At 71.9% G+C, this 22,559-nt stretch carries 20 protein-coding genes; 6 read left to right on the forward strand and 14 right to left on the reverse strand.

The features are described 5' to 3' along the window. Window positions 1-34: 34 nt before the first annotated feature. The 5 genes from ACFYP3_RS26530 to ACFYP3_RS26550 all read right to left on the reverse strand — a co-directional run bounded on the left by ACFYP3_RS26530 (window position 35) and on the right by ACFYP3_RS26550 (window position 5,287). Window positions 35-583, reverse strand: coding sequence for a YcxB family protein (locus tag ACFYP3_RS26530; protein ID WP_388837316.1), 549 nt, complete (start codon window positions 581-583; stop codon window positions 35-37). A gap of 49 nt (window positions 584-632) precedes the next feature. Continuing rightward, complete coding sequence (locus tag ACFYP3_RS26535; protein ID WP_052871710.1) at window positions 633-1,457, reverse strand: isoprenyl transferase; 825 nt, start codon at window positions 1,455-1,457, stop codon at window positions 633-635. A gap of 11 nt (window positions 1,458-1,468) precedes the next feature. Next, window positions 1,469-2,215 carry a DNA repair protein RecO gene (gene recO / locus ACFYP3_RS26540; RefSeq protein WP_388837319.1) on the reverse strand — a complete coding sequence of 249 codons (747 nt, stop codon included), beginning with the start codon at window positions 2,213-2,215 and terminating at the stop codon, window positions 1,469-1,471. Between the two features lie 95 nt (window positions 2,216-2,310). After that, window positions 2,311-3,876, reverse strand: coding sequence for a nucleobase:cation symporter-2 family protein (locus ACFYP3_RS26545; RefSeq protein WP_388837322.1), 1,566 nt, complete (start codon window positions 3,874-3,876; stop codon window positions 2,311-2,313). Between the two features lie 715 nt (window positions 3,877-4,591). Continuing rightward, window positions 4,592-5,287: a TerB family tellurite resistance protein gene (locus ACFYP3_RS26550; RefSeq protein ID WP_388837325.1), complete on the reverse strand. Its 696-nt coding sequence runs from the start codon at window positions 5,285-5,287 to the stop codon at window positions 4,592-4,594. Between the two features lie 215 nt (window positions 5,288-5,502). Between ACFYP3_RS26550 and ACFYP3_RS26555 the strand changes: the two genes are divergently transcribed. Beyond that, window positions 5,503-6,261: an SDR family NAD(P)-dependent oxidoreductase gene (locus ACFYP3_RS26555; protein WP_388837328.1), complete on the forward strand. Its 759-nt coding sequence runs from the start codon at window positions 5,503-5,505 to the stop codon at window positions 6,259-6,261. 75 nt (window positions 6,262-6,336) lie between these two features. On the opposite strand, the gene leuA is transcribed toward ACFYP3_RS26555, so the two are convergent. Further along, window positions 6,337-8,100 carry a 2-isopropylmalate synthase gene (gene leuA, locus ACFYP3_RS26560; protein WP_388837331.1) on the reverse strand — a complete coding sequence of 588 codons (1,764 nt, stop codon included), beginning with the start codon at window positions 8,098-8,100 and terminating at the stop codon, window positions 6,337-6,339. A 366-nt stretch (window positions 8,101-8,466) separates the two neighbouring features. Here leuA and ACFYP3_RS26565 point away from each other — a divergent pair, with 366 nt between their 5' ends. The 4 genes from ACFYP3_RS26565 to ACFYP3_RS26580 all read left to right on the forward strand — a co-directional run bounded on the left by ACFYP3_RS26565 (window position 8,467) and on the right by ACFYP3_RS26580 (window position 11,482). Further along, a complete protein-coding gene (locus ACFYP3_RS26565) occupies window positions 8,467-9,537 on the forward strand; it encodes a M4 family metallopeptidase (protein WP_388837334.1) in 1,071 nt (356 codons plus the stop codon). Between the two features lie 9 nt (window positions 9,538-9,546). Next, on the forward strand, window positions 9,547-9,816 hold the full coding sequence (locus tag ACFYP3_RS26570) for a protealysin inhibitor emfourin (protein WP_388837337.1): 270 nt from the start codon (window positions 9,547-9,549) through the stop codon (window positions 9,814-9,816). Window positions 9,817-9,843: 27 nt separating this feature from the next. Further along, window positions 9,844-10,674, forward strand: coding sequence for a GNAT family N-acetyltransferase (locus tag ACFYP3_RS26575; protein WP_388837340.1), 831 nt, complete (start codon window positions 9,844-9,846; stop codon window positions 10,672-10,674). A gap of 106 nt (window positions 10,675-10,780) precedes the next feature. Further along, window positions 10,781-11,482, forward strand: coding sequence for a class I SAM-dependent methyltransferase (locus ACFYP3_RS26580; RefSeq protein ID WP_388837343.1), 702 nt, complete (start codon window positions 10,781-10,783; stop codon window positions 11,480-11,482). A gap of 13 nt (window positions 11,483-11,495) precedes the next feature. Here ACFYP3_RS26580 and era read toward each other — a convergent pair whose 3' ends face one another. The 3 genes from era to ACFYP3_RS26595 form a co-directional block, all read right to left on the reverse strand. Continuing rightward, entirely contained in the window at window positions 11,496-12,446 is a 951-nt protein-coding gene (gene era / locus ACFYP3_RS26585; RefSeq protein ID WP_362852806.1) for a GTPase Era, read from the reverse strand. Between the two features lie 1,028 nt (window positions 12,447-13,474). Next, window positions 13,475-14,770, reverse strand: a complete 1,296-nt coding sequence (locus tag ACFYP3_RS26590) for a beta-xylosidase (RefSeq protein WP_388837346.1) — start codon at window positions 14,768-14,770, stop codon at window positions 13,475-13,477. A gap of 117 nt (window positions 14,771-14,887) precedes the next feature. Beyond that, window positions 14,888-15,937: a GlxA family transcriptional regulator gene (locus ACFYP3_RS26595; protein WP_388837349.1), complete on the reverse strand. Its 1,050-nt coding sequence runs from the start codon at window positions 15,935-15,937 to the stop codon at window positions 14,888-14,890. Between the two features lie 71 nt (window positions 15,938-16,008). On the opposite strand from ACFYP3_RS26595, the gene ACFYP3_RS26600 reads away from it, so the two are divergent. After that, a complete protein-coding gene (locus tag ACFYP3_RS26600) occupies window positions 16,009-17,343 on the forward strand; it encodes an MFS transporter (protein WP_388837352.1) in 1,335 nt (444 codons plus the stop codon). A gap of 407 nt (window positions 17,344-17,750) precedes the next feature. On the opposite strand, the gene ACFYP3_RS26605 is transcribed toward ACFYP3_RS26600, so the two are convergent. The 5 genes from ACFYP3_RS26605 to ACFYP3_RS26625 all read right to left on the reverse strand — a co-directional run bounded on the left by ACFYP3_RS26605 (window position 17,751) and on the right by ACFYP3_RS26625 (window position 22,457). Continuing rightward, window positions 17,751-18,107, reverse strand: coding sequence for a cytidine deaminase (locus tag ACFYP3_RS26605; RefSeq protein ID WP_030957667.1), 357 nt, complete (start codon window positions 18,105-18,107; stop codon window positions 17,751-17,753). A 73-nt stretch (window positions 18,108-18,180) separates the two neighbouring features. Further along, window positions 18,181-18,534: an MmcQ/YjbR family DNA-binding protein gene (locus ACFYP3_RS26610; RefSeq protein WP_388837355.1), complete on the reverse strand. Its 354-nt coding sequence runs from the start codon at window positions 18,532-18,534 to the stop codon at window positions 18,181-18,183. Next, on the reverse strand, window positions 18,531-19,835 hold the full coding sequence (locus tag ACFYP3_RS26615; protein ID WP_388837358.1) for a hemolysin family protein: 1,305 nt from the start codon (window positions 19,833-19,835) through the stop codon (window positions 18,531-18,533). The genes ACFYP3_RS26610 and ACFYP3_RS26615 overlap by 4 nt, the downstream gene beginning before the upstream one ends. Further along, window positions 19,832-20,329: an rRNA maturation RNase YbeY gene (ybeY, locus tag ACFYP3_RS26620; protein WP_351295522.1), complete on the reverse strand. Its 498-nt coding sequence runs from the start codon at window positions 20,327-20,329 to the stop codon at window positions 19,832-19,834. Before ybeY ends, ACFYP3_RS26615 begins: the two co-directional genes overlap by 4 nt. A 13-nt stretch (window positions 20,330-20,342) precedes the next feature. Beyond that, window positions 20,343-22,457 (reverse strand): PhoH family protein, encoded by a 2,115-nt coding sequence (locus tag ACFYP3_RS26625; RefSeq protein WP_388837361.1) that lies wholly within the window; start codon window positions 22,455-22,457, stop codon window positions 20,343-20,345. Window positions 22,458-22,559: the final 102 nt, after the last annotated feature.

The following is a 22,559-nucleotide window of genomic DNA, read 5'->3' on the forward strand; positions in this document are numbered from 1 at the left end:
CCGCCCCCGGGTAGGACGCCGGCCCCGCTCGGCCCTAGAGCCGCCGCAGGTGCGCGTCCAGGATCGCCCGCAGCCCGGCGACGTCGGCCGGTTCCCGGATCCCCCGCTTGGGCAGGACCGTCATGGCCACCGCCTGCTTGTCGTCGCTCAGCATGACGAACGCGTCGGCCGTCTCCACGTACCTCGGCTGCGCGGCCCAGCCGATGCGCGACTCGCAGGACGCCGCCGTCAGCAGGGCGCCCGTGCCGTCGATGACGGCCCGGGTCTCCCCCGACTTCTCCAGCAGTCCGCGGAAGGCCCGCGCCTGGAGCCGCGGGCCGAACAGGGCGATCACCCACAGCAGCACGCCGGCGGCCACCAGGCCCACCGGCGCTCCGGACACGGTCCCGTCGCTCACCATCACCAGCAGGCCGACGCCGATCCCGAAGGTCCCGGCGGCGGGGAACGCCCATCTCCTGCGCCGCCCCGCGGCCGTGTGCGCGTCCCGGGCGCGCAGCGCCTGTGCCATGTCCGCCGTGGTGGTCCGGTAGACGAGCTCGACCGTCCGCTCGTCCGGCCGAACCGCCTGGTCATTCGTGTTCATGACAGCGGACCCTACCGGGGGCCCGCCTTCCGGCGGACCGCGCGGGCGCTCAGGCGGAGGTGCCCGGCTCCGGCTGGTTCGGGACGGCGCCGCCGAAGCGGCGGTCGCGCTGCGCGTACTCCAGGCAGGCCGCCCACAGGTTGCGGCGGTCGAAGTCCGGCCACAGGACGTCCTGGAAGACCATCTCGGCGTACGCGCTCTGCCAGAGCAGGTAGTTGGAGGTGCGCTGCTCCCCGCTCGGGCGCAGGAAGAGGTCCACGTCCGGCATGTCCGGGTAGTACATGTACTTCGCGAAGGTCTTCTCGTTGACCTTCGACGGGTCGAGCCGGCCGGCCGCCACGTCGCGGGCGATGGCCTGCGCCGCGTCGGCGATCTCCGCGCGGCCGCCGTAGTTCACGCAGAAGTACAGGGTCATGGCGTCGTTGTCGACGGTCTGCTCCTGGGCGACCTGGAGCTCCTGGACGACCGACTTCCACATCTTCGGCATGCGGCCGACCCACCGGATGCGGATGCCCAGCTCGTTCATCTCGTCGCGGCGGCGGCGGATGACGTCACGGTTGAAGTTCATGAGGAAGCGGACCTCGTCGGGCGAGCGCTTCCAGTTCTCCGTCGAGAAGGCGTACAGGGAGAGGTTCTTGACGCCCATCTCCAGGCAGCCCTTGAGCACGTCGAGCACGACGCCCTCGCCGACCTTGTGGCCCTCGGTGCGCGGCAGGCCGCGCTCCTTGGCCCAGCGGCCGTTGCCGTCCATGACGACCGCGACGTGGTTCGGGACGAGCTCGCCGGGGATCTTCGGCGGGACCGCGCCGGACGGGTGCGGCTCGGGAACCTTGTACTCGCGGCGAGAGCGCCCCAGAATCCCGCGTCGTGCCATGTGTCCAGCTCCTATTTCTCGACGTATCGCAGGGAGCGTAGCCCGCGCTCCAGATGCCAGTGCAGATAGGCGGAGACCAGCCCGCTGCCCTCCCGCACGTGACGCGCCTCGCAGGCGTCGGCATGCCCCCAGTCGCCCGTCAGCAGGGCGCTGAGCAGGGCGATGGCCTCAGACGAGGGTACGACGCTGCCGGGCACCCGGCAGTCGCCGCATATCACTCCGCCCGCGGCGACGGAGAAGTGCCGGTTGGGGCCGTGGATCCCGCACTTCGCGCAGTCCTCGAAGCTGGGGGCGTACCCGTTGACGGCGAGGGAGCGCAGCAGGAAGGCGTCGAGGATGAGGTGGGGTTCGTGTTCGCCGCGCGAGAGGGTGCGCAGGGCGCCGACGAGCAGCAGGTACTGCTGGACGGAGGGCTCGCCCTCGTTCTCGGTGAACCGCTCGGCGGTCTCCAGCATGGCGGTGCCGGCGGTGTAGCGGGCGTAGTCGGTGACGATGCCGTTGCCGTACGGGGCGATGATCTGGGTCTGGGTGCAGAGCGGCAGGCTGCGGCCGATCAGTTCGCTGCCGCGGGCGAAGAACTGCACGTCGGCGTGGGAGAAAGGTTCCAGCCCGGCGCCGAACTTGGACTTGGTACGCCGGACCCCGCGGGCGACGGCCCGCACCCGGCCGTGGCCCCGGGTCAGCAGCGTGATGATGCGGTCCGCCTCACCCAGCTTCTGGGTGCGCAGCACGATGCCGTCGTCGCGGAACAGACTCATGCGCCCATTGTCCCGTACGGGGATCCGCCCGCGGACAGCGATGGCCCCTCGCCCGGACGTCGGTCCGGGCGAGGGGCCAGCACCCCTTGGGAGGATCAGCCGGCGGAGGACGTCTCCGCGTCGTCCGCCTTCTCGGCGCCGGCCGGTGCGGCCACCGGCTGGGCGGGCAGCTCGGGCTTGGCGGCGTCGGGGGCCGTGGCGTCGGTGGCGGCGGTGTCGGGGGCGGTGACGGCGGAGCCGGGCGCCGTGTCGACCTCGGCAGCGGCGAGGGCCTGGGCCCCCGCCTCCGGGACGTCGTGGGCGCCGTCCTTGGCCGGGCCGTTGAAGACGAGGTTGAGGACGATGGCGGCCGTGGCACCGAGGGTGACACCGCTGTTGAGGAGCGAGGACAGGTCCGCGTCCATGTGCTTGGTGAAGAAGACCGGGACGGTCGCAGGGAGCAGGGCGAAGGCGAGGGAGACGCCGACGATCAGCGCGTTCTTCTCCTCCTTGAGGTCCACCTTGGCCAGGGTCTGGATGCCCGCCAGGGCGACCATGGCGAACATGACGGTCGCGGCGCCGCCGAGGACTCCGTGCGGGACGGCCGCGACGATCGCGGCGGCCTTGGGCAGCAGCCCCAGGATGATCATGAACACACCCGCGGCGACGACCACGAACCGGCTCTTCACCTTCGTCATCCGCACCAGGCCGACGTTCTCGGCGAAGGCGACGTACGGGAAGGAGTTGAGGACACCGCCGAGGGCGGTCGCGGCGCCGTCGGCACGCAGGGCGCGGGCCACGGTCTCGCTGTCGACCTCCTTGCCCACGATGTCGCCGACGGCGTACGTGTCACCGGTCGTCTCGACCATGGTGATCAGCATGACGATGAGCATCAGGACGATCGGGAACCACTCGAACTTCGGGACGCCGAAGTGGAACGGCGTGCTGACACCGACCCAGTCGGACTTGCTCACGTCGCCGAACTTCGCGTCCCCGAGGAGGAAGGCGGTGGTGGTGCCGACGACCAGGCCCAGGAGGATCGAGATGCTGGAGAGGAACGGCTTGCCGATCTTCATCAGGACGAGGATGAAGAGCATCGTGCCGCCGGCGTAGGCGAAGTTCTTCGGGTCACCGAAGTCGGGGCTGCCGAGGCCGCCGGCCGCGTCGTTGAGACCGACCGGGATCAGGACGATGCCCAGCACCGTGATCACCGTGCCGGTGACGACCGGCGGGAACAGCCGCATGACCGCCCGGAACGCCTTGGCCGGCAGCCAGGCGAAGGCGAAGGTCGCGATGCCGGCGGTGATGACCGCGCCGTAGATGACCAGCAGGGCGGCGGTTCCACCGCCCGCGCCGAGGCCGATGGCGATCATCGGGGACACGGCGGTGAAGGTCACGCCCTGGATCAGCGGCAGTCGGGCACCGATCCGGCCGATGCCCAAGGCCTGGATGATCGACGCGATACCGCAGGTGAAGAGGTCCGCGTTGATCAGGTAGACCAGCTGTTCAGGGCTCAGCTTCAGCGCGTTGCCGACGATGATCGGGACGATCACCGCACCGGCGTAGAAGGCGAGTACGTGCTGGAAGCCGTACAGCGCGAGCTTGGGGAGGGGGAGCACCTCGTCGACCGGGTGCGTGCTCTGCTTTCCGTTTTCGGAAAGCCGGGCGGCGACACGTGCCATCTCTGCCTTGCCCTTCAAAAGGTAGGTAACTGAGAGGAATCTCTGGTTATCCCTGGCCGGAGTGGGTCGCTATCCCGTTTTCCGCCAGGGTTGTCAGTGCGTTCACGTGAATCGAAGCCCGCCTGTGTTACCGGCCGCGTCTCCCCGTGTGACCGGAATTGAACGCCTGTGGGGCCGCTCACAGATATCGTCGACTTCCACAAAGTGTTGAGGCTTGGCGATCTCCACTTTGGAGGGTTCTCCCATGGCGCCCAGCGCAGCGGCGGAGTAAGGGCAGGTTTCGCCGAGATGTCCGTTCCTGCTGCGCGACTGCGAATACCACCCGCGGCGACCAGCGGGGGCAGGGTTCACCCCATTCCGTGGCGCAAACCTGAGCGCATGATTCCGGCCACCGGATGCGGTGATCCCCCGAACGCGGAGGGTGCGGCTCCACCCTTTGCACGGCCGCAGTGGGAGCGCGGTTCACGTGCGCGAGGCCGGATCGTTACGTGAATTCGCCGTATTTCGTGCGCATTCCGGTGTGACGTGTACGTTTTCCGGGGCACGCGCGCCCCGGGAGAGAAGAAGGGGCCAATTCCGGAGCGCCGCCGACACGATCGCGACCGCCGCCGGGGCCGCCGCCGGGGCCCCGCGCGGCGCTGGGCGGCGCTGCGCCGTTTCGTCGCGCGCATGCGCCGCCCGCCGCAGTGGGCCGGGCAGGATCCGGAAGGACGACCTAGGGGGCGCGTACCGCCGACAGCAGCCGCGCCACCTCGTCCGCGTCGATCCGCAGCGCCGCGCCGACGGTGGCGAGCACCTCGCGCTCGGCCGGGATGTACGGGCCGTCCGCGAGCGCGATCCGGGCGCCCTGCAGCAGGATCGACTCGCGGCCCGGACCCGCCAGGTGCGGGGCGAGCGGCTCCAGGGCCTCGTGGAGCTCTATCGACAGCGCGGCCCCGCAGCACTCCGGGACGGAGTACAGGCCGAGCCGGCCCTCGTCGGTGGAGAGCGCCTCCACGAGGGACTCCAGCTGTTCCTCGGTGCAGTCCGGGAAGCCGGCGGCCCGTACGGCGCCCACGGCGGCCTCCAGCGCGCTGCGCGAGGCCGTCCCGCCCGCGGTCAGCACGGCCAGCGCGACGGTGTGCACGGCGTCGCGCAGCAGCGCCGTGAAGCGGGTGGTGGTGAGGTGGTCCAGGACGTCGGTGTCGAAGCGGGCGCGGCAGCCCTGGCACTCGACGACGGGCCCCTCCTGTCCGCGCGGCAGCACCGGCACGCCGACGACGGTGAACCGGCGTCGCCCGGTACGCCTGCGGTAGTTGCGGTCTCCACCGCAGGCCGGGCAGAAGAACTCCCCGTCGCCCACGGTGCTCCAGGTGGTACGGATGCCCCAGACCGTCAGCTTCCGGCCGTCCCCACCCCGAACTGGCAGCACGTCGCACCTCCGTAACTCCCCCGTCGCCCTGCGGGCACGGGAGGGACCCCCACGGCAGCATCGCCGGGTTGGCGTGATGTTAGCCACATCGGTGAGGATGCGTCAGTCGTGTGACAAGACAACATGTGCCGGGGCGCGCACTTGGCCGATCTGCGCCCCCTCGTCCGCCCCTGTCCTCCCCGCGCCCCTGCCGCGCTCCCCCTAAGGTCGGCCGCATGGAAGAGAAGTCGTGTCTGGTGACCGGCGCCGCGAGCGGGATCGGCCGGGCCACCGCACTGCTGCTGGCCCGCTCGGGGGCCCGGGTCACCGCGGCCGATATCGACCGGCCCGGGGTGGAGTCCCTGCGTACGGAACTGGCCGCCGAGGGGTACGAGGTCACCGCGGTCGCCGGTGACGTCGCCGATCCGGAGGCCAATCACGCGATGGTCGCCGCCGCCGTCCGGGCGTACGGACGCCTCGACGTGGCCGTGGCGAACGCCGGGGTGCTCCCCCTTTCGGACGTACGGGAGACCACCCCGGAGGACTGGGACCACGTCATGGCGGTGGACGGCCGGGGGATGTTCCTGACCTGCAAGTACGCCATCGAGGCGATGACGGCGCAGCCTCGGCCCGGCGGGGCGCTGGTCTGTGTGTCCTCGATCTCTGGGGTGGCCGGGCAGGCGCGCCAGGCGGCGTACGGACCGGCGAAGTTCGTGGCGTCGGGGCTGACCAAGCACCTCGCGGTGGAGTGGGCCGCGCGCGGTATCCGGGTCAACGCGGTGGCGCCGGGCACCATCCGTACGGAGCGGGTGATCGCGTTGAAGGACGAGCCGGGCGGCCCGGAGTACCTGGAGGAGATCGCCGGTGCGCACCCGATGGGCCGGCTCGGCGAGCCGGAGGAGGTGGCCCGGGTCATCGCCTTCCTGGCCTCCGACGCGGCCTCGTTCGTGACGGGCGTGGTGCTGCCGGTGGACGGCGGCTACCTGGCCCGCTGAGGCGGGGAACGACGCGGCCCCGCGCCTCCGGGAGGAGGGGCGGGGCACACGTACGGGCGAAGGGCTGCCGGGGGGTCAGCGGCCCGCGCGGTTGACGGCGGAGATGACCGCCTTCAGGGAGGCGCGGGTGGTGTTGGCGTCGATGCCGATGCCCCACAGGACGCGACCGTCGATCACGCACTCGATGTACGAGGCGGCCACGGCGGAGGCGCCCTCGCTCATGGTGTGCTCGGTGTAGTCCAGCAGGCGGGCGTCGATGCCGATGCCGGCCAGCGCGTCGAAGAAGGCCGAGATCGGACCGTTGCCGGTGCCGTTCAGTACGGTCTCCACCCCGTCCACGACCGCCTCGACGGTCAGGGTGTCCGTGCCGTCCTTGTCGGTGGCCGTCGAGCCGGAGCGCAGCTGGATGCGGCCCCACGGGTTCTCGGGGTTGGGCAGGTACTCGTCCTCGAAGATCGACCAGATCGCCTTGGGCGTGACCTCGCCGCCCTCGGCGTCGGTCTTGGCCTGGATGATCCGGGAGAACTCGATCTGCATGCGGCGCGGCAGGTCCAGCTTGTGGTCGTTCTTCAGGACGTACGCGATGCCGCCCTTGCCGGACTGCGAGTTGACCCGGATGACGGCCTCGTAGGAGCGGCCGACGTCCTTCGGGTCGATGGGCAGGTACGGGACCGCCCACTCGATGTCGTCGACGGTCTTGCCCTGGGCGGCCGCGTCGGCCTCCATGGCGTCGAAGCCCTTCTTGATGGCGTCCTGGTGGGAGCCGGAGAAGGCGGTGTAGACCAGGTCGCCCGCGTAGGGGTGGCGCGGGTGGACCTCCATCTGGTTGCAGTACTCGCTGGTGCGACGGATCTCGTCGATCTGCGAGAAGTCGATCTGCGGGTCGATGCCCTGGGAGAACAGGTTCATGCCCAGCGTGATCAGGTCGACGTTGCCGGTGCGCTCGCCCTGCCCGAACAGGCAGCCCTCGATGCGGTCGGCGCCGGCCATCAGGGCCAGCTCGGCGGCGGCGACGGCGGTGCCGCGGTCGTTGTGCGGGTGTACGGAGATGCAGATGTGCTCGCGGCGGGTCAGGTTGCGGGCCATCCATTCGAAGCGGTCCGCGTGGGTGGAGGGCGTGGAGCGCTCCACGGTCGCGGGCAGGTTCAGGATGATCTCGCGGCCCTCGGCCGGCTGCCAGACGTCGCAGACGGCCTCGCAGACCTCCAGGGCGAAGTCCAGCTCGGTGTCGGTGAAGATCTCCGGGCTGTACTGGTAGCCGAAGGTGGTCTCGGGGCCCAGCAGCTTGTCCGCGTACTCCATGACCAGGCGGGTGCCGTCGACGGCGATCTGCTTGATCTGCTCCTTCGTGCCGCGGAAGACCACGCGGCGGAAGGTGGGGGCGGTCGCGTTGTACAGGTGCACGGTGGCGCGCTTGGCGCCGACCAGGGACTCCACGGTCCGCTCGATCAGGTCCTCGCGGGCCTGGGTCAGGACGGAGATCGTCACGTCGTCGGGGATCGCGCCCTCTTCGATGATGGAGCGCACGAAGGCGAAGTCGGTCTCGCCGGAGGACGGGAAGCCGACCTCGATCTCCTTGTAGCCCATGCGCACCAGCAGGTCGAACATCTCGCGCTTGCGGGCGGGGGTCATCGGGTCGATCAGCGACTGGTTGCCGTCACGCAGGTCGGTGGACAGCCAGCGGGGCGCCTTGGTGACGCGGGCGTCCGGCCAGGTGCGGTCCGGGATCTCCACCTGCTCGTAGAAGCCGTACTTGTGGATCGGCATCCCGGAGGGCTGCTGGGTGTGGGTCGCGTTGGTGATGGGCGTGGGGCGACCGACAAAAGGCTGCTGGCTCATGGCGTTGGGCTCCTCGCGTGTCCGCGTGTAGTTCGCTGGGACGGCCGACGGCGGTCGTATAAACCGCAACACCAAACTCCGCGGGGAGGGGGCCGGCCTACGACTACAGACCCTCGCCGCGGCAGCTAAGGAGAAGCAGCCCGAAACGCATGATGGGCCGAGCCTAGCCGAGCCGCGCGGTGACGCGAGGACCTGTTTCAGTATGCAAGACCCGGGTGTCCGATTTATACCAAATGTGAGCTAAGCCTCTTTCGAAGCGACGGGTTCAGGGTGAACCGTCAATCCGGCGCCCCCGCTTTCAGACAAGCGAATGAATCATGGTCGCAGGTAGTGACACCGCCATGACCCACTGCCACATTGCCGGGCATGGATGCCTCCCACGCCCGCCACCCCGTCTTCTGCACCGTGGTGCCGCCCCACCTCCTCGACAAGGCCGCCCTGTCCGGGAACTCCCGGCGCGCCGAACTCGCCCAGCGCACCCTCGAACGCGACTCCCTGCTGCGCACCCGGCGCCGGGTCACCGCCGTCCGCGGGATCGTGCCGACGCTCGGGGCCCCGGTCTCCGACGCACCGGACCGGACGCTCTACGACGCCGAGCACCGCACGCGGCTGCCCGGGAAGAAGGTCCGTGGGGAGGGCGACCCGCTGAGCAAGGACGCCACCGTGAACCGCGCCTACGCGGGGCTCGGGGCGACGTACGAGCTGTTCCTGAAGGGCTTCGGGCGGCGCTCGATCGACGATGCCGGGCTGCCGCTGGACGCGACCGTCCACTACGACGAGGACTACAACAACGCATTCTGGGACGGGCAGCAGATGGTCTTCGGGGACGGCGACGGGGACCTGTTCCTCGACTTCACCGTGTCGGTGGACGTCATCGGGCACGAGCTGACCCACGGGGTCACCCAGTACACGGCGAACCTGACCTACCGCGGCCAGTCGGGCGCCCTGAACGAGTCGATGTCCGACGTCTTCGGCTCGCTGATCAAGCAGTACTCGCTGGAGCAGACGGCCGACCAGGCCGACTGGCTCATCGGGGCCGGCCTGCTCGGCCCCCACGTGAGCGGGGTGGCCCTGCGCTCGATGAAGGCGCCGGGGACCGCGTACGACGACGACGAGCTCGGCAAGGACCCGCAGCCGGCCACGATGGACGGCTACGTCAACACCCACAGCGACAACGGCGGGGTCCACATCAACTCCGGCATCCCCAACCACGCCTTCTACATCGTGGCGACCGAGCTGGGCGGCAAGGCCTGGGAGCGGGCCGGACAGATCTGGTACGACACCCTGACCGGCGGGGAGCTCGCCTCGAACGCCGACTTCGAGGACTTCGCCCGGCTCTCGACGGCGGCGGCCGTGACCCGGTACGGCGACGGCGGCGCCGAGCACCAGGCCCTGCAGAAGGCCTGGTCCGCGGTGGGCGTCCCGCTGGCGGGGTAGATCGCTCCCATGCGCATCCAGGTGGTTCGAACGGGCGGCTTCGCGGGCATCGAGCGCCGGGCCGAGGTGGACACCTCGGGCCGGCCCGACGAGGACGAGTGGCAGGCCCTGGCCGAGCTGGCGCTGCGGCCCGGTCCGCCGGGCGATCCGGCGGACCGGGTGCGGGACGGCTTCTCGTACCGGATCACGGTCGACGGCCGGACGCTCTCCTGCGCCGAGCCGCGCCTCTCGGAGGCGCAGCGGACCCTGATCTCGCGGGTCCTGAAAGAAGGTGCCTGAGCAGCACCGCTTTGCTTGGATGTCCGGATGACCGACCACATGATCGATTCGACGCTGTCCGAGCTGGAGCGGTACTACGACACGGCGCCGCGGGCGGGCGGGGCGCGGGCCGAGGACTTCGGCCCGCTGACCCTGTTCGTCCAGGAGGGCACGGGCTGGCCGTACTACGCGCGGCCCGCCCTCGGCGGCTCCGGCGACGTGAGCGCCGCGGACGTCCGGCGCGTGCTGTCCCGTCAACGGGAGCTCGGGGTCCCCGAGGCCTTCGAGTGGGTGGCCGAAACCAGCCCCTCGCTGCGGGCCGCGGTGGAGGAGGCGGGCCTGTCCGTCCACGCGCATCCGCTGATGGTGCTGGATCCCTCGGCCGAAGCCCTCCCCCCGCATCCGGAGGTCCGTCTGCTCGGCGCGGACGACCCGCTGCTCGCCGCCGCGGTGACCGTCCCGGCCCTGGCCTTCGCGGCCCCGGGCACGGCCGTGGGCGAGGCCGGACCCGCGGAACTGGCGGCGGCGACGGCGGACCCCTCGGCCGAGGAGGGCCGGGCCCGGGTCTCCGGGAAGCTGGCGGCGGGCACTTCGGCCATGGCGGCGGCCGTACGCGACGGCGTCGTGCTCTGCTCGGGCATGTACAACCCGGTCGGGGACGTCACCGAAGTGGTGGGCGTCGGCACTCTCCCGTCGGCCCGCCGCCAGGGCCTGGCCCTCGGGGTGACGGCCGCGCTGGTCGCGCAGGCCCGCTCGCGCGGGGCCCGTACGGTCTTCCTCTCGGCCGGCGACGAGGACGTGGCCCGCGTCTACTCGCGCGTCGGCTTCCGCCGGGTGGGCACGGCCCTGATCGCGGAGCCGCAGGCCGCCGAAGCGTAGCGGCGGGCGCGTCGGAAGTTTTGCCGGACCGGCAACAGGGTTTGCCGTGCATGCCGGTCCGGGCGGAGCATCGGGGCCACCGAGACCCGTAGCGGAAGAGGCCCCCATGTCGAAGCACGACCACGCACACGCACACCAGCCCTCGCACGCGCACGCACAGCACGAGCCCGCGGCGCCCGGCGCCCCGCGCGAGGGCGGCGCGGAGTTCTGGGACGAGCGCTACGGCGAGAGCACGCGCATCTGGAGCGGCAACCCCAACGCGGCCCTGGTCCGGGAGGTTCAGGAGCTGGCCCCGGGCCGGGCCCTGGACCTCGGCTGCGGCGAGGGCGCCGACGCCGTCTGGCTCGCCCGCCGGGGTTGGCGGGTCACCGGCACCGACATCTCGAAGGTCGCGCTCGGACGGGCGGCCGAACACGCCGCCGAGGCGGGGGTGGGCGACCTCGTGGAGTGGCAGCGCCACGACTTCACCGAGTCCTTCCCCGAAGGGGAGTTCGACCTCGTCTCGGCGTGCTTCCTGCACAACCACGGGGACTTCCCGCGCGCCCGGGTCCTGCGCAGGGCCGCCGCCGCCGTGGCCCCCGGCGGGGTCCTGCTGGTGGTCGGCCACGCGGGCGGGCCGTCCTGGGACCCGGACAAGCACGCGGAGATCGGCTTCCCCACCCCGGACGAGGTCCTCGCGCAGCTGGAGCTGGCGCAGGGCGCGTGGGAGGTGCTGCTCGCGGAGGAGCACGTACAGCCCCTGACCGGCCCCGACGGCCGGCCCGGGACCCGTCCGGACAACGTGGTGAAGGTGCGGCGGCTGCGCTGACGCGCCGCGCCGGCTAGAAGCCCAGCTTGCGGAGCTGCTTGGGGTCCCGCTGCCAGTCCTTGGCGACCTTCACGTGGAGGTCGAGGAAGACCGGGGTCCCGAGCAGCGCCTCGATGTGCTTGCGCGACTTCATCCCGACCTCCTTCAGGCGGGAGCCCTTCGGGCCGATGATGATGCCCTTCTGGCTCGGCCGCTCGATGTAGACGTTGGCGTGGATGTCGAGCAGAGGGCGGTCGGCCGGGCGGTTCTCGCGCGGGATCATCTCCTCGACGACCACGGCGATGGAGTGCGGGAGCTCGTCCCGTACGCCCTCCAGTGCGGCCTCGCGGATCAGTTCCGCGACCATCACCATCTCGGGCTCGTCGGTGAGGTCGCCCTCCGGGTACAGCGGCGGGCTCTCCGGCAGCAGCGGCGCGATCAGGTCGGCGAGCAGCTGGACCTGGGTGTCGCCGACCGCCGAGACGGGGACGATCTCCGTCCACTCGAAGCCGAGCTCCTCGGCGAGCTGGTGGACGGCGAGGAGCTGCTCGCCCACCTGCTTGGACTCGACCAGATCGGTCTTGGTGATGATGGCGATCTTGGGGGTCTTCTTGATCCCCGCGAGCTCCTTGGCGATGAACTTGTCGCCGGGGCCGAGCTTCTGGTCGGCCGGCAGGCAGAAGCCGATGACGTCGACCTCGGCCCAGGTGGTCCGTACGACGTCGTTGAGGCGCTCGCCGAGGAGCGTGCGCGGCTTGTGCAGGCCGGGCGTGTCGACGAGGACGAGCTGCGCGTCGGGGCGGTGCACGATGCCGCGGACGGTGTGGCGGGTGGTCTGCGGCCGGTTGGAGGTGATCGCGACCTTGGTGCCCACGAGTGCGTTGGTGAGGGTCGACTTGCCCGCGTTGGGGCGGCCGACGAAGCAGGCGAAGCCCGCACGGTGCGGGCTGGTGGACTCGGGGGAACGATCGCTCATACGGGCCATTCTCCCCGATGCCGCTCCCAGCGCCGACCAGATCACCGCAGTGAGCGCCAGCACAGTCGTCAACAGGGGGTGCGCGGCATCCGCGGCGCGGCCCTGAGCTGTGGTTCCTTCGGCCCGGGCGCGGACCGTCAGCGTGGCCCATTCCGCGGCGGGCGGGCCCTCCCAGCGGGTGTCGAGGCGCACTTCCTGACCCGGCAGCAGTTCGGCGGGCAGGCCGGTGAGCCCGCGCCGCAGCAGGGTGCGGCCGAGGGCGCCGGAGGCGGTGAGGTCGGCGCGCGGGCGGAGGGTGACGTTGCCGGTGTTGCGCAGCGTGTACGAGATCTCCGCGCCCGCGCCGCGGCGGTGCACGGAGACCCCCTCGACGGCGAGGGCGGCGGCGGTCGGTCCGGTCACCCGCAGGTACACGCGGGCGGCGACGGCCTGCCGGACGCCGATCACCCGGTCCGCGGGGGCGGCGGGCGGGTCCTCCAGGGCCACGATGGCACCGGGGTGGTCCCCGGGCTCGGCCCGCTCGGGGACGGCGAGGGTGAAGCCGACGCGGACCTCGCCGCGGGCCGGTACGGTCACCCGTTCCTGGTCGAGCCTCACCCATGCGGCGGTGGCCCGGCGCGGCTCCTCGGGGCCGCGCAGGGCGAAACCGCCGTCGCGGGCGGTGTTGTAGGCGTCGGCGGCGTAGAGCCGGAAGGTGCGGGGGCGGTCGGTGCGGTTGGTGACGGTGACGGCGTCGCCGACGGCCTGGCCGGGCGCGGCGGCGAGGTAGACGTACGGCCGCCGGCCGACGCCCGTCGCGGCGGGCAGCACGGACCACTGGCCGTCGTCCGCGGGTGCGGCCGGCGCGGCGCACAGGAGGACGAGCCCGGCGGCCACGAGCGGGGCCACCGCTGCGCGGAGCCGTCCCGGCACTCCGCCCCGACGGGCCCGTGTTTCAGCCTGGCCGGCGTTTGAGGTCCGGGTCCGAACAGAGGCCGGTGTCGGGAACGAACGCTGTGGGCGGACGGCCCCCCGCGGCGGAGGCCACGGGCGGGACGTCACGACAGCGTCAGCGTGAGCACCGCCGTGTACGCCCCCGGCGGGGTGTACGGCGGCACCCGCAGCGTCACCGTGGCGTCGATGGTGAAGGTCCCGCCGACCAGCGGGGCGTTGGCGGTGGAGGCCAGGAGGGCGCCCTCCGGGCCGACCACGCCCGCACTGCCCGGCGTACACGTGCTCGGGCTGCCGGCGGCCGCCACGCAGGTCGGGGTCCAGGACAGGGAGGCGCCCGGGATGCGCACCCCGCCCGGTCCCGTGAAGTCGGTGACCTTGCCCGTCACGGACCAGCCGGCCGGGCCGCCACGGGCGTCGGTGACGGTGACGGTGCCGATCCGGCCGGGGGCGGCGCCGCCGTCGCCGTACGGGACCGCGCCGAGGGTGATGTCCTCGCCGGCCTGGGTCATGCCGAGGGCGCCGCCCGGTTCGACGGTGGCCGTGACCTTGCGGGTGCCCGCCGTCGGCGGGGCGGCGTCGATGACCGTGTACGCGGCCGGGCCCGAGCCCCGGCTCACGGACCAGGCCGGGCCCTCGTAGGCGATCACCGCGGTGGTGGCCTTGTCCGTGACGGGCAGCTCCACCGCGGCCGTGCCCAGCTCGTCGGCGGTGGCGCTCACCCGGTCCGCGGTTTCGGCGGCGCCGGCCCGTCCGGCCACGGTCAGGGCCGCTCCCGGGGGGAATCCGGCGGCGGTGACCTTCACCTTGGTGCCCGGTCTTCCGGAGGCCGCGGCGAGGAAGACGCTGCGCAGGTTGGCGGTGGGCAGGGCGGTCGCGGTCAGGCGTGCGGAGACGGGAGCGGCGGCCGGTTCCGCGGCGGTGCAGGTGGTGTCGAGGTCCAGCGGGTGGCTGGTGTGCAGGGTGTAGCCGCCCGGGGCGAGGGTGGTCTCGCCGGGCGCGGTGACGGTGAAGGTGCCGGTCATGGTGACGGCGGGGAGGGGTTCGCCGGCCCCGACGGGGTCGTTGCGCTTGGCCCCGACGACGGTGACCTCGCCGCTCTGCGCTCCCGCCAGCAGGATCCGGCCGGTGGGGGTCAGTACGTCGGCGGGGAGTTCGCCGCCGGCCGGGTTGGCGGCGGGGGTCCGGACCACCTGGTAGGTGACGGTGACGGTGTCGCCGACCTGCGGAGCCGGGTTGTCGACGGTGATCCGGGCGGTGGTGGGCCCGTCGGCGGGCGGGAGTCCGGCCTCCTGGGGCGGCAGGCAGTGCGTCGGGAAATCCACCCGGCCCGGTGGCGTCTCCCCTTCGGCCGCGGCCGGTGCGCTCAGGGCGCTCCCGGCCGTGGCGGCGAGCACCGCCATGCCGACGGCGGCCGACCATCTCCGCTTCCGCGCCCGTGTTCGCACTGCCCGCCCCCTGGGTTCCCTCGCGCCGAGCCCCTGCGCAGGGGGCCATTCACGAGCGGGCGGCGGAAGAAGTCAATGCACGGATCCGGCGTCAACTGATGGCCCATCAGGAGATGGCAGGTTCGCGCTGTCCCGCCCGTCATCGCCCGGGTCCCCGCCCGTCGCGCGGAACGTGCGCCGGTAGGCCGTGGGGCTCACCCCCAGCGCCGCCTGCACGTGCTTGCGCAGCGACTGGGCCGTCCCGAAGCCCGTCTCCCGCGCCACCTGTTCCATCGGCAGATCGGTCCGCTCCAGCAGCCGCCGGGCCCGTTCCACCCGCTGTCCGACGATCCACTCGCCGGGGCTGATCCCGACCTCCTCCCGGAACCTGCGCGTGAACGTCCGTACGGACATGGCCTCCTGCCGGGCCAGGTCGGCCAGCCGCACCGGCTCGTGCAGCCGGTCCAGCACCCACGCGCGGGCCGCCGTGGTGCTGGCCTGCTGCGGCTGCGGCACCGGGCGTTCGATGAACTGGGCCTGTCCGCCGTCCCGGTGCGGCGGTACGACGGTCCGCCGGGCCACGTCGTTGGCGACGGCCGCGCCGTGGTCACGGCGCACGATGTGCAGGCACAGGTCGATGCCGGCGGCGACCCCGGCCGAGGTCAGCACGTCCCCGTCGTCGGTGTAGAGCACGCCGGCGTCCACCCGCACGGCCGGGAAGAGCCGCTGGAAGTGCTCGGCGTGGAACCAGTGCGTGGTGGCCGGGCGGCCGTCCAGGAAACCCGCGGCGGCCAGTACGTACCCGCCCGTGCAGATGGAGACGAGCCGCGTTCCGGGGCGGATGTGCGCGAGCGCCGCGGCGAGCTCGGCGCTCAGCCGGCCCTCCTCGTACACCGGCCCCAGCTCGTACGAGGCGGGCACCACCACCGTGTCGGCCGTGGCCAGCAGTTCGGGGCCGTGTGCGACCTGGACGGCGAAGTCGGCGTCCGTGCGCACCGGCCCGGCGGCCAGCGCGCAGGTCAGGATCTCGTACAGCGGCTCGCCGGCCGAGCCCTTGGCTCGGCCGAAGATCCGGTGCGGGATGCCGAGCTCGAAGGGCAGCAACCCGGTGAGCGCGAGGACGACGACACGATGGAGGGCCATGGCCCGATCGTATCGAAGGGTGTCGGTCAGGCCACTGTCGTGGGCGGCCCTCCCGGCCGGAAGCTGTCCTCGTGACCCAGACAGCCCCCACCCCCGCCCCCACGACCACGGCCACGGCCACGCCTGCGGCCGTCCCGGGACGCGTCCACCGCGCCTGGTTCGTCGCGGCCGTCGCCTTCGTGACGATCATCGGCGCCGCCGCCTTCGCCTCGCTGCCGGGACTGCTCATCGAGCCGCTGCACGAGGAGTTCGACTGGTCGCGCGGCACGATCGGCATCGCCGTCTCGGTGAACCTCGCGCTGTACGGGCTCACCGCCCCCTTCGCCGCGGCGCTGATGGACCGCTTCGGCATCCGCCGGGTGGTGGCCCTGGCCCTGCTGGTCATCTCCGGCGGCACCGCGGCCACCGTGTGGATGACGGCGTCCTGGCAGCTGGTGCTGTTCTGGGGCGTGCTGGTGGGCCTGGGGAGCGGCTCCATGGCCCTGGCCTTCGCCGCCACGGTGACCAACCGCTGGTTCACCGCCCGGCGCGGCCTCGTCACCGGCATCCTGACCGCGGCCGGGGCCTCCGGTCAGCTGGTCTTCCTGCCGCTGCTGTCCTGGCTGGTGGAGCACCACGGCTGGCGTCCGGCGGCGGTGACGGTGTCGCTGGCGGCCCTGGTCGTCGTCCCGTTCGTCTGGCTGCTGCTGCGCGACCACCCCGCGGACGTGGGGCTCGCACCGTACGGCGGCACGTACGCGGACAAGCCCGCCCCGGTGACGGGCGCGGCCCGACGGACGGTGACGGTGCTGTTCAAGGCGGCCCGAACGGGCCCCTTCTGGCTGCTCGCGGGCACCTTCGCGATCTGCGGGGCCTCGACCAACGGGCTGGTCAAGACCCACTTCGTGCCGGCGGCCCACGACCACGGGATGCCGGTGACGGCGGCGGCGGGGCTGCTCGCGGTGATCGGGGTGTTCGACGTCGTCGGCACCATCGCCTCCGGCTGGTTCACGGACCGCTTCGAGGCGCGCCGCCTGCTGGCGGTGTACTACGCGCTGCGCGGGATCTCGCTGCTCTTCCTGCCGCTGCTGCTGGCGCCGTCGGTGCACCCGCCGATGGTCTTCTTCATCGTCTTCTACGGGCTGGACTGGGTCGCGACCGTCCCGCCGACCATCGCGCTCTGCCGCGAGCACTACGGGGAGGACAGCGCGATCGTCTTCGGCTGGGTGCTGGCCTCGCACCAGGTCGGCGCGGCGGTGGTGGCGTTCCTGGGCGGCCTGGCCCGGGACCTGACCGGCTCGTACGACGTCGTCTGGTACGCCTCGGGCGCGCTGTGCGCGATGGCCGCCCTGATGGCGATGGTCATCCGCCGCCGACAGCCTCCCGGCGGGGCAGCCGATCTCATCGGTGGGGCTCGACACGCCTGACGGCGACCCGCGGCTCTGTCGTGGCCTGAGCAGCCCAAAGGGGCGCACCGGCCGACTCCGGCCCCGCTGGCGGCACGATCCGACTCCGCCGCCACCTCCGGGCTCGCCCGGGCAAACCCAGCCTCGCCGCCACCTCCGGGCTCGCCCGGGCAAATCCAGCCTCGCCGGCGTTTGAGGCGCGGGGTCTGGGGCGGAGCCCCAGGGAGCCCGGCTCCGCCGGGCACCGGGCTCCGCCCGGACCCTCCCCCAGAGGGGCTGGAGTGTGCCGGCAGAGCTGGATTTGCCCGGCGGGGCCGGACGTGGCCCGGGCCAGGCCGGACGTGGCTCGGGCCAGGCTGATGTGGGCCGGCTCCGGTGACCAAGCGCGGCCGCACAGATCGGCAGCGACCCCGCCGGGAGGCCAGAGGCTAGGGGCCGGCCGGGGTGGTGGACTTCAGGGTGCCGTCCGGGGCGGCCAGCAGCACCGGGGTGTCCGGGCCGCCCAGGTCGCGGACGGCCGCGCGGTCGGCCTCGGCGGGGGCGTCGGCCGCGCTGACGACCGCCGCGGCCTCCAGGGACCGCGCCCCGCTCGCCACGGCCATCGCGACCGCGGTCTGCAGCGCGCTCAGCTTCAGGGAGTCGAGCTCCACCGTCCCGGCGACGTACGTGCGGCCCGTCTCGTCGCGCACCGCGGCCCCCTCGGGCACCCCGTTGCGGGCCCGGGCGCTGCGCGCCAGCGTGATGATCTTGCTGTCCTCGGGGTCGATCCCGGTGCTCTCGGTCATGGTCGAAAGCATAGGGAGCGCCCCGGCCGGGCCGTGCAACGACCCCGCCGGAGCACCCCGGGCACGGCCCGGCTCAAGGCCGGTCGAGCCTCAGCCGCTCCGCCCGCGGCAGCCCGGCGACGACCAGGTCGTACGAGTCCTCGACGAGCTCGCGCAGCATCGTGTCGGGGATCCCGCCGACGGTCACCGTGTTCCAGTGCCGCTTGTTCATGTGATAGCCCGGCGCGATCGCCTCGTGCTCCTCGCGCAGCCGCACCGCCAGCTCCGGCTCGCACTTGAGGTTGATCTTCAGTGGCTCCGCGTCCAGCGCGCAGAGCGCGAACACCTTGCCGAGCACCTTGAACACCGAGGTCTCCGGCGTGAAGGGGAACTCCTCCACCGACGCGTTGAAGCCCAGACAGAAGGCGCGCAGCTCCGCCGGGGTCATTCCGCCTCCTCCCCCGCGGTCTCCACCGCGGCCACCGGTTCCACCAGCACCGTCACGATCTTGTTCCGCCGCCCCGCCGGGGACTCGGCCGTCATCCGCAGCGGACGCCCGTCGGGCAGTTCCACCACCGCCGAGGCACCCGCGATCGGCACCCGGCCCAGCGCCTTCGCCAGCAGGCCGCCGACCGTCTCCACGTCCTCGTCGTCGAAGGCCTCGACCTTGAACAGCTCGCCGAGGTCGGTGATGTCGAGGCGCGCCGTGACCCGGTAGCGGTCCTCGCCCAGGTCCTCGACCGGGGGGAGCTCGCGGTCGTACTCGTCCGTGATCTCGCCGACGATCTCCTCGAGGATGTCCTCGATGGTGACGATGCCGGCCGTGCCGCCGTACTCGTCGATGACGACGGCGACGTGGTTGCGCACCTGCTGCATCTCGCGCAGCAGGTCGCCCGCGTTCTTGGTGTCGGGCACGAAGACGGCCGCCCGCATCGCCGTGGAGACCAGGTCGGACTCCGCCTCGCGGCTGATGTGGGTCTTGCGGACCAGGTCCTTCAGGTAGACGATCCCGACGATGTCGTCCTCGTTCTCCCCGGTCACGGGGATGCGCGAGAAACCGGACCGCAGCGCCAGCGTGGTCGCCTGACGGACCGTCTTGTACCGCTCGATGCAGACCAGGTCGGTGCGGGGCACCATCACCTCGCGCACCAGGGTGTCGCCGAGCTCGAAGACCTGGTGCACCATCCGGCGCTCGTCGTCCTCGATGAGCGATTCCCGCTCCGCGAGGTCCACCATCGCGCGCAGCTCCGCCTCGGAGGCGAACGGCCCCTTGCGGAAGCCCTTTCCGGGCGTGAGCGCGTTGCCGATGAGGATCAGCAGCTGCGGGATCGGCCCCATCACCCGGGCGAGGGGGACGAGGACGTACGCGGCCGCCGTCGAGGTGTTCAGCGGGTGCTGGCGGCCGATCGTGCGCGGGGAGACCCCGACGGCGACGAAGGAGACGAGCACCATCACGGCGATGGCCACGAGCAGCGCGGTCCAGTTGTCGCCGAACTCGTCGAGGCAGACGTAGGTGACGAGCACCCCGGCCGCCATCTCGCAGGTGATGCGGACCAGCAGCGCGACGTTGAGGTAGCGGGTGGGGTCGGCGGCGACCTGGGCGAGCTTCTCGCTGCCGCGCCGACCCTCGCGTACGGCCTGCTCGGCGCGGAAGATCGAGATGCGGGCGATACCGGACTCGGCGCACGCCGCGAACCAGGCCACCACCACCAGCAGGACCGCGCCGGTGATCAGCTGTGCGGCGTTCACGAGACGGTGGGCGCCGGGGACGGACCGGTCATGCCGCGCTCACCGCGCCAGCCGTCGACGATGGCTGCCTGGAGGCCGAACATCTCGGCCTTCTCGTCGGGTTCCTCGTGGTCGTAGCCGAGCAGGTGCAGCACTCCGTGGACGGTCAGGAGCTGGAGCTCCTCGTCCATGGAGTGCTGCGTCGGGGCTTCCTCGCCCTGCTTCTTCGCCACCTCGGGGCACAGCACGATGTCGCCGAGGAGCCCCTGCGGGGGCTCCTCGTCGTCCTTCGCCGGCGGACGGAGCTCGTCCATCGGGAAGGACATGACGTCGGTCGGGCCGGGCAGGTCCATCCACTGGATGTGGAGCTGCTCCATCGCGTCCTCGTCGATGACGATGACGGAGAGCTCGGAGAGCGGGTGGATCCGCATCCGGGTGAGCGCGTAGCGGGCGATGTCGAGGATCGCCTGCTCGTCGACCTCGGTTCCGGACTCGTTGTTGACGTCGATCGACATGGTGCGCTGGGGTCTACTTCCGCTGGTGGCCGTTCGCGGCCTGCTGGCCGTCGTCGTACTTCTCGTACGCGTCGACGATACGGCCGACCAGCTTGTGGCGGACCACATCCTCGGACGTGAGCCGCGCGAAGTGGATGTCCGGCACCCCGTCCAGGATCTGCTGGACCTCGCGCAGACCGCTCTTGGCGCCACCCGGCAGGTCGATCTGCGTGATGTCACCGGTGACGACGATCTTCGAGTCGAACCCGAGCCGGGTGAGGAACATCTTCATCTGCTCGGCGGTGGTGTTCTGCGCCTCGTCGAGGACGACGAAGGCGTCGTTGAGCGTGTTGTGCGTCAGCAGGTAGTCCTGGGTGACGTACAGCGAGTCCTCGGCGGCCACCTGGATGCACACGGCCTCCTCGCGGCCGGCGGGTTCGATGGAGTCGATGAAGCGCATCGGGCGCCCGCCGCCACCGGCCGCGTGGTAGGCGTCCCGCTTGCGGGCAAGACGGAAGGGCTCGATGCCTTCGGGGAGCCGGATGTCGACGACGTGCGCGTCGTACCGGTGAGCGGCCAGTGCGGTGCCCTGCTTACGCCCCTCGGCCGCGCGACGCCGGGTGTAGGCCACGCCGCCGAGCGACTGGACCAGGGCGATCACGTCGTCCCGCAGGACGATCGACGTGGTGGAGTACTGGATCCGGCAGGAACGGTCCCGCTGGGTGACCGGGCCGCCGTCGGAGTCGAGCAGGCCCTGGAGCACGGCGAGGCGGACTTCCGCCGTGTTGAACAGGTAGTCGTCCGGCACGTGCTTGGAGTGCGAGCGGCTGCCGAGCAGGTCGAGCTCACGCATGACCCTGGTGACGGGGTTCTCCAACGTGACCACGTCACCGGGTGCCTTCACCCGGTTCAAGACGTGGTCGGGACCGCCCTTGTGCCGGGCCGTGACCCCGGGGAGCGCTGCTTCCAGGGACCGGACCAGCTCCTCGTCCTCCGTGGCGAAGGACGGCGTCGTGGAACCCGTGATGCAGCCGTCACCCAGCAGCAGACCCAGCGCGTACGGGTCCATCGGGACCTCCCGCTCGGGGAAGGCGACGGCGGCGGTGAGCATCGGCAGCTCGTAGCGACGGGCGTGCCCCGCACGGAGGTTGCCGATCATGTCCTGGGTCTCCAGGACCCGCCACGGCTTGTCGCGGCGCTTGTCCGAGGCCGTGCGGACCGTCCACAGGTGCTCGCCGCAGCACAGTGTCCATGAGCCGTCCTGGGCCGTGACCCGGTAGATGTCCCTCTCACCCTGCGGGAAAACGCCCAGGACCGGGGTCGGCTCGCCATTCGATCCGACGACGAGGTCACCCACTTGAAGATCGCCGATCGGGCGCCAGCCGTCCGGTGTCAGAACGTTCGTGAAGATCGGCTGACTGCGGCCGCGCATGTACGCCAGGGGCGCGACCTCGATGGTCCCGGCGGCCATGAGCCGCGGGATCGAGTCGGGGTCGAGCATGTCGTGCAGCGCGTCGTAGAGCGGGCGCAGGTACGGGTCGATCTTGTCGAAGAGGGTGCCCGGCAGGAAGCCGAGCCGCTCCCCCGCCTCGACGGCGGGCCGGGTCAGGATGATCCGGCTGACCTGCTTGGACTGCAGGGCTTGGACCGCCTTGGCCATGGCCAGGTACGTCTTGCCGGTGCCGGCGGGGCCGATGCCGAAGACGATCGTGTTCTTGTCGATCGCGTCGACGTACCGCTTCTGGTTGAGGGTCTTGGGTCTGATGGTGCGACCGCGGCTGGAGAGGATGTTCTGGGTGAGCACCTCGGCGGGCGTTTCCTCGGGTCCGGTCCCGTTGCCGTTGCCGCTCGCCTTGAGCATGGCGATCGAGCGTTCCACTGCGTCCTCCGTCATCGGCTGCCCGGTGCGGAGCACCAGCATCATCTCGTCGAACAGGCGCTGGATCAGCGCGACTTCCGCCGCGTCGCCGATCGCGCTGACCTGATTGCCCCGAACATGGATGTCGGCCTTCGGGAAGGCCTTCTCGATCACGCGCAACAGGGCGTCACCGGATCCGAGCACCGTCACCATCGGGTGCCTGGCCGGGACGGTGAAGTGGGCTCGCGCCTGTCCCGGCACCGGAATGTGGGCTGTGGGTGTCTGAGTCATGGGCCGGCACTGTGGCCTGCACATACCTCCCGCTGAGGGGCCGCGCCGATCGACGACCTCCGGAATACCAAGCGTACGTCTCCGCCGCTGCTTCCCCGAGAG

This window comes from Streptomyces sp. NPDC005533 (assembly GCF_042871845.1).
Classification (GTDB): Bacteria; Actinomycetota; Actinomycetes; order Streptomycetales; family Streptomycetaceae; genus Streptomyces.

What these genes read in the sequence shown, in the direction of transcription:
- ACFYP3_RS26530 (WP_388837316.1), bottom strand. Translation starts at nt 583, where the DNA reads ATGAACACGAATGACCAGGCGGTTCGGCCGGACGAGCGGACGGTCGAG.
- ACFYP3_RS26535 (WP_052871710.1), bottom strand. Translation starts at nt 1,457, where the DNA reads ATGGCACGACGCGGGATTCTGGGGCGCTCTCGCCGCGAGTACAAGGTT.
- recO (WP_388837319.1), bottom strand. Translation starts at nt 2,215, where the DNA reads ATGAGTCTGTTCCGCGACGACGGCATCGTGCTGCGCACCCAGAAGCTG.
- ACFYP3_RS26545 (WP_388837322.1), bottom strand. Translation starts at nt 3,876, where the DNA reads ATGGCACGTGTCGCCGCCCGGCTTTCCGAAAACGGAAAGCAGAGCACG.
- ACFYP3_RS26555 (WP_388837328.1), top strand. Translation starts at nt 5,503, where the DNA reads ATGGAAGAGAAGTCGTGTCTGGTGACCGGCGCCGCGAGCGGGATCGGC.
- leuA (WP_388837331.1), bottom strand. Translation starts at nt 8,100, where the DNA reads ATGAGCCAGCAGCCTTTTGTCGGTCGCCCCACGCCCATCACCAACGCG.
- ACFYP3_RS26565 (WP_388837334.1), top strand. Translation starts at nt 8,467, where the DNA reads ATGGATGCCTCCCACGCCCGCCACCCCGTCTTCTGCACCGTGGTGCCG.
- ACFYP3_RS26570 (WP_388837337.1), top strand. Translation starts at nt 9,547, where the DNA reads ATGCGCATCCAGGTGGTTCGAACGGGCGGCTTCGCGGGCATCGAGCGC.
- ACFYP3_RS26575 (WP_388837340.1), top strand. Translation starts at nt 9,844, where the DNA reads ATGACCGACCACATGATCGATTCGACGCTGTCCGAGCTGGAGCGGTAC.
- ACFYP3_RS26580 (WP_388837343.1), top strand. Translation starts at nt 10,781, where the DNA reads ATGTCGAAGCACGACCACGCACACGCACACCAGCCCTCGCACGCGCAC.
- era (WP_362852806.1), bottom strand. Translation starts at nt 12,446, where the DNA reads ATGGCCCGTATGAGCGATCGTTCCCCCGAGTCCACCAGCCCGCACCGT.
- ACFYP3_RS26590 (WP_388837346.1), bottom strand. Translation starts at nt 14,770, where the DNA reads ATGGCGGTGCTCGCCGCCACGGCCGGGAGCGCCCTGAGCGCACCGGCC.
- ACFYP3_RS26595 (WP_388837349.1), bottom strand. Translation starts at nt 15,937, where the DNA reads ATGGCCCTCCATCGTGTCGTCGTCCTCGCGCTCACCGGGTTGCTGCCC.
- ACFYP3_RS26605 (WP_030957667.1), bottom strand. Translation starts at nt 18,107, where the DNA reads ATGACCGAGAGCACCGGGATCGACCCCGAGGACAGCAAGATCATCACG.
- ACFYP3_RS26610 (WP_388837355.1), bottom strand. Translation starts at nt 18,534, where the DNA reads ATGACCCCGGCGGAGCTGCGCGCCTTCTGTCTGGGCTTCAACGCGTCG.
- ybeY (WP_351295522.1), bottom strand. Translation starts at nt 20,329, where the DNA reads ATGTCGATCGACGTCAACAACGAGTCCGGAACCGAGGTCGACGAGCAG.
- ACFYP3_RS26625 (WP_388837361.1), bottom strand. Translation starts at nt 22,457, where the DNA reads ATGACTCAGACACCCACAGCCCACATTCCGGTGCCGGGACAGGCGCGA.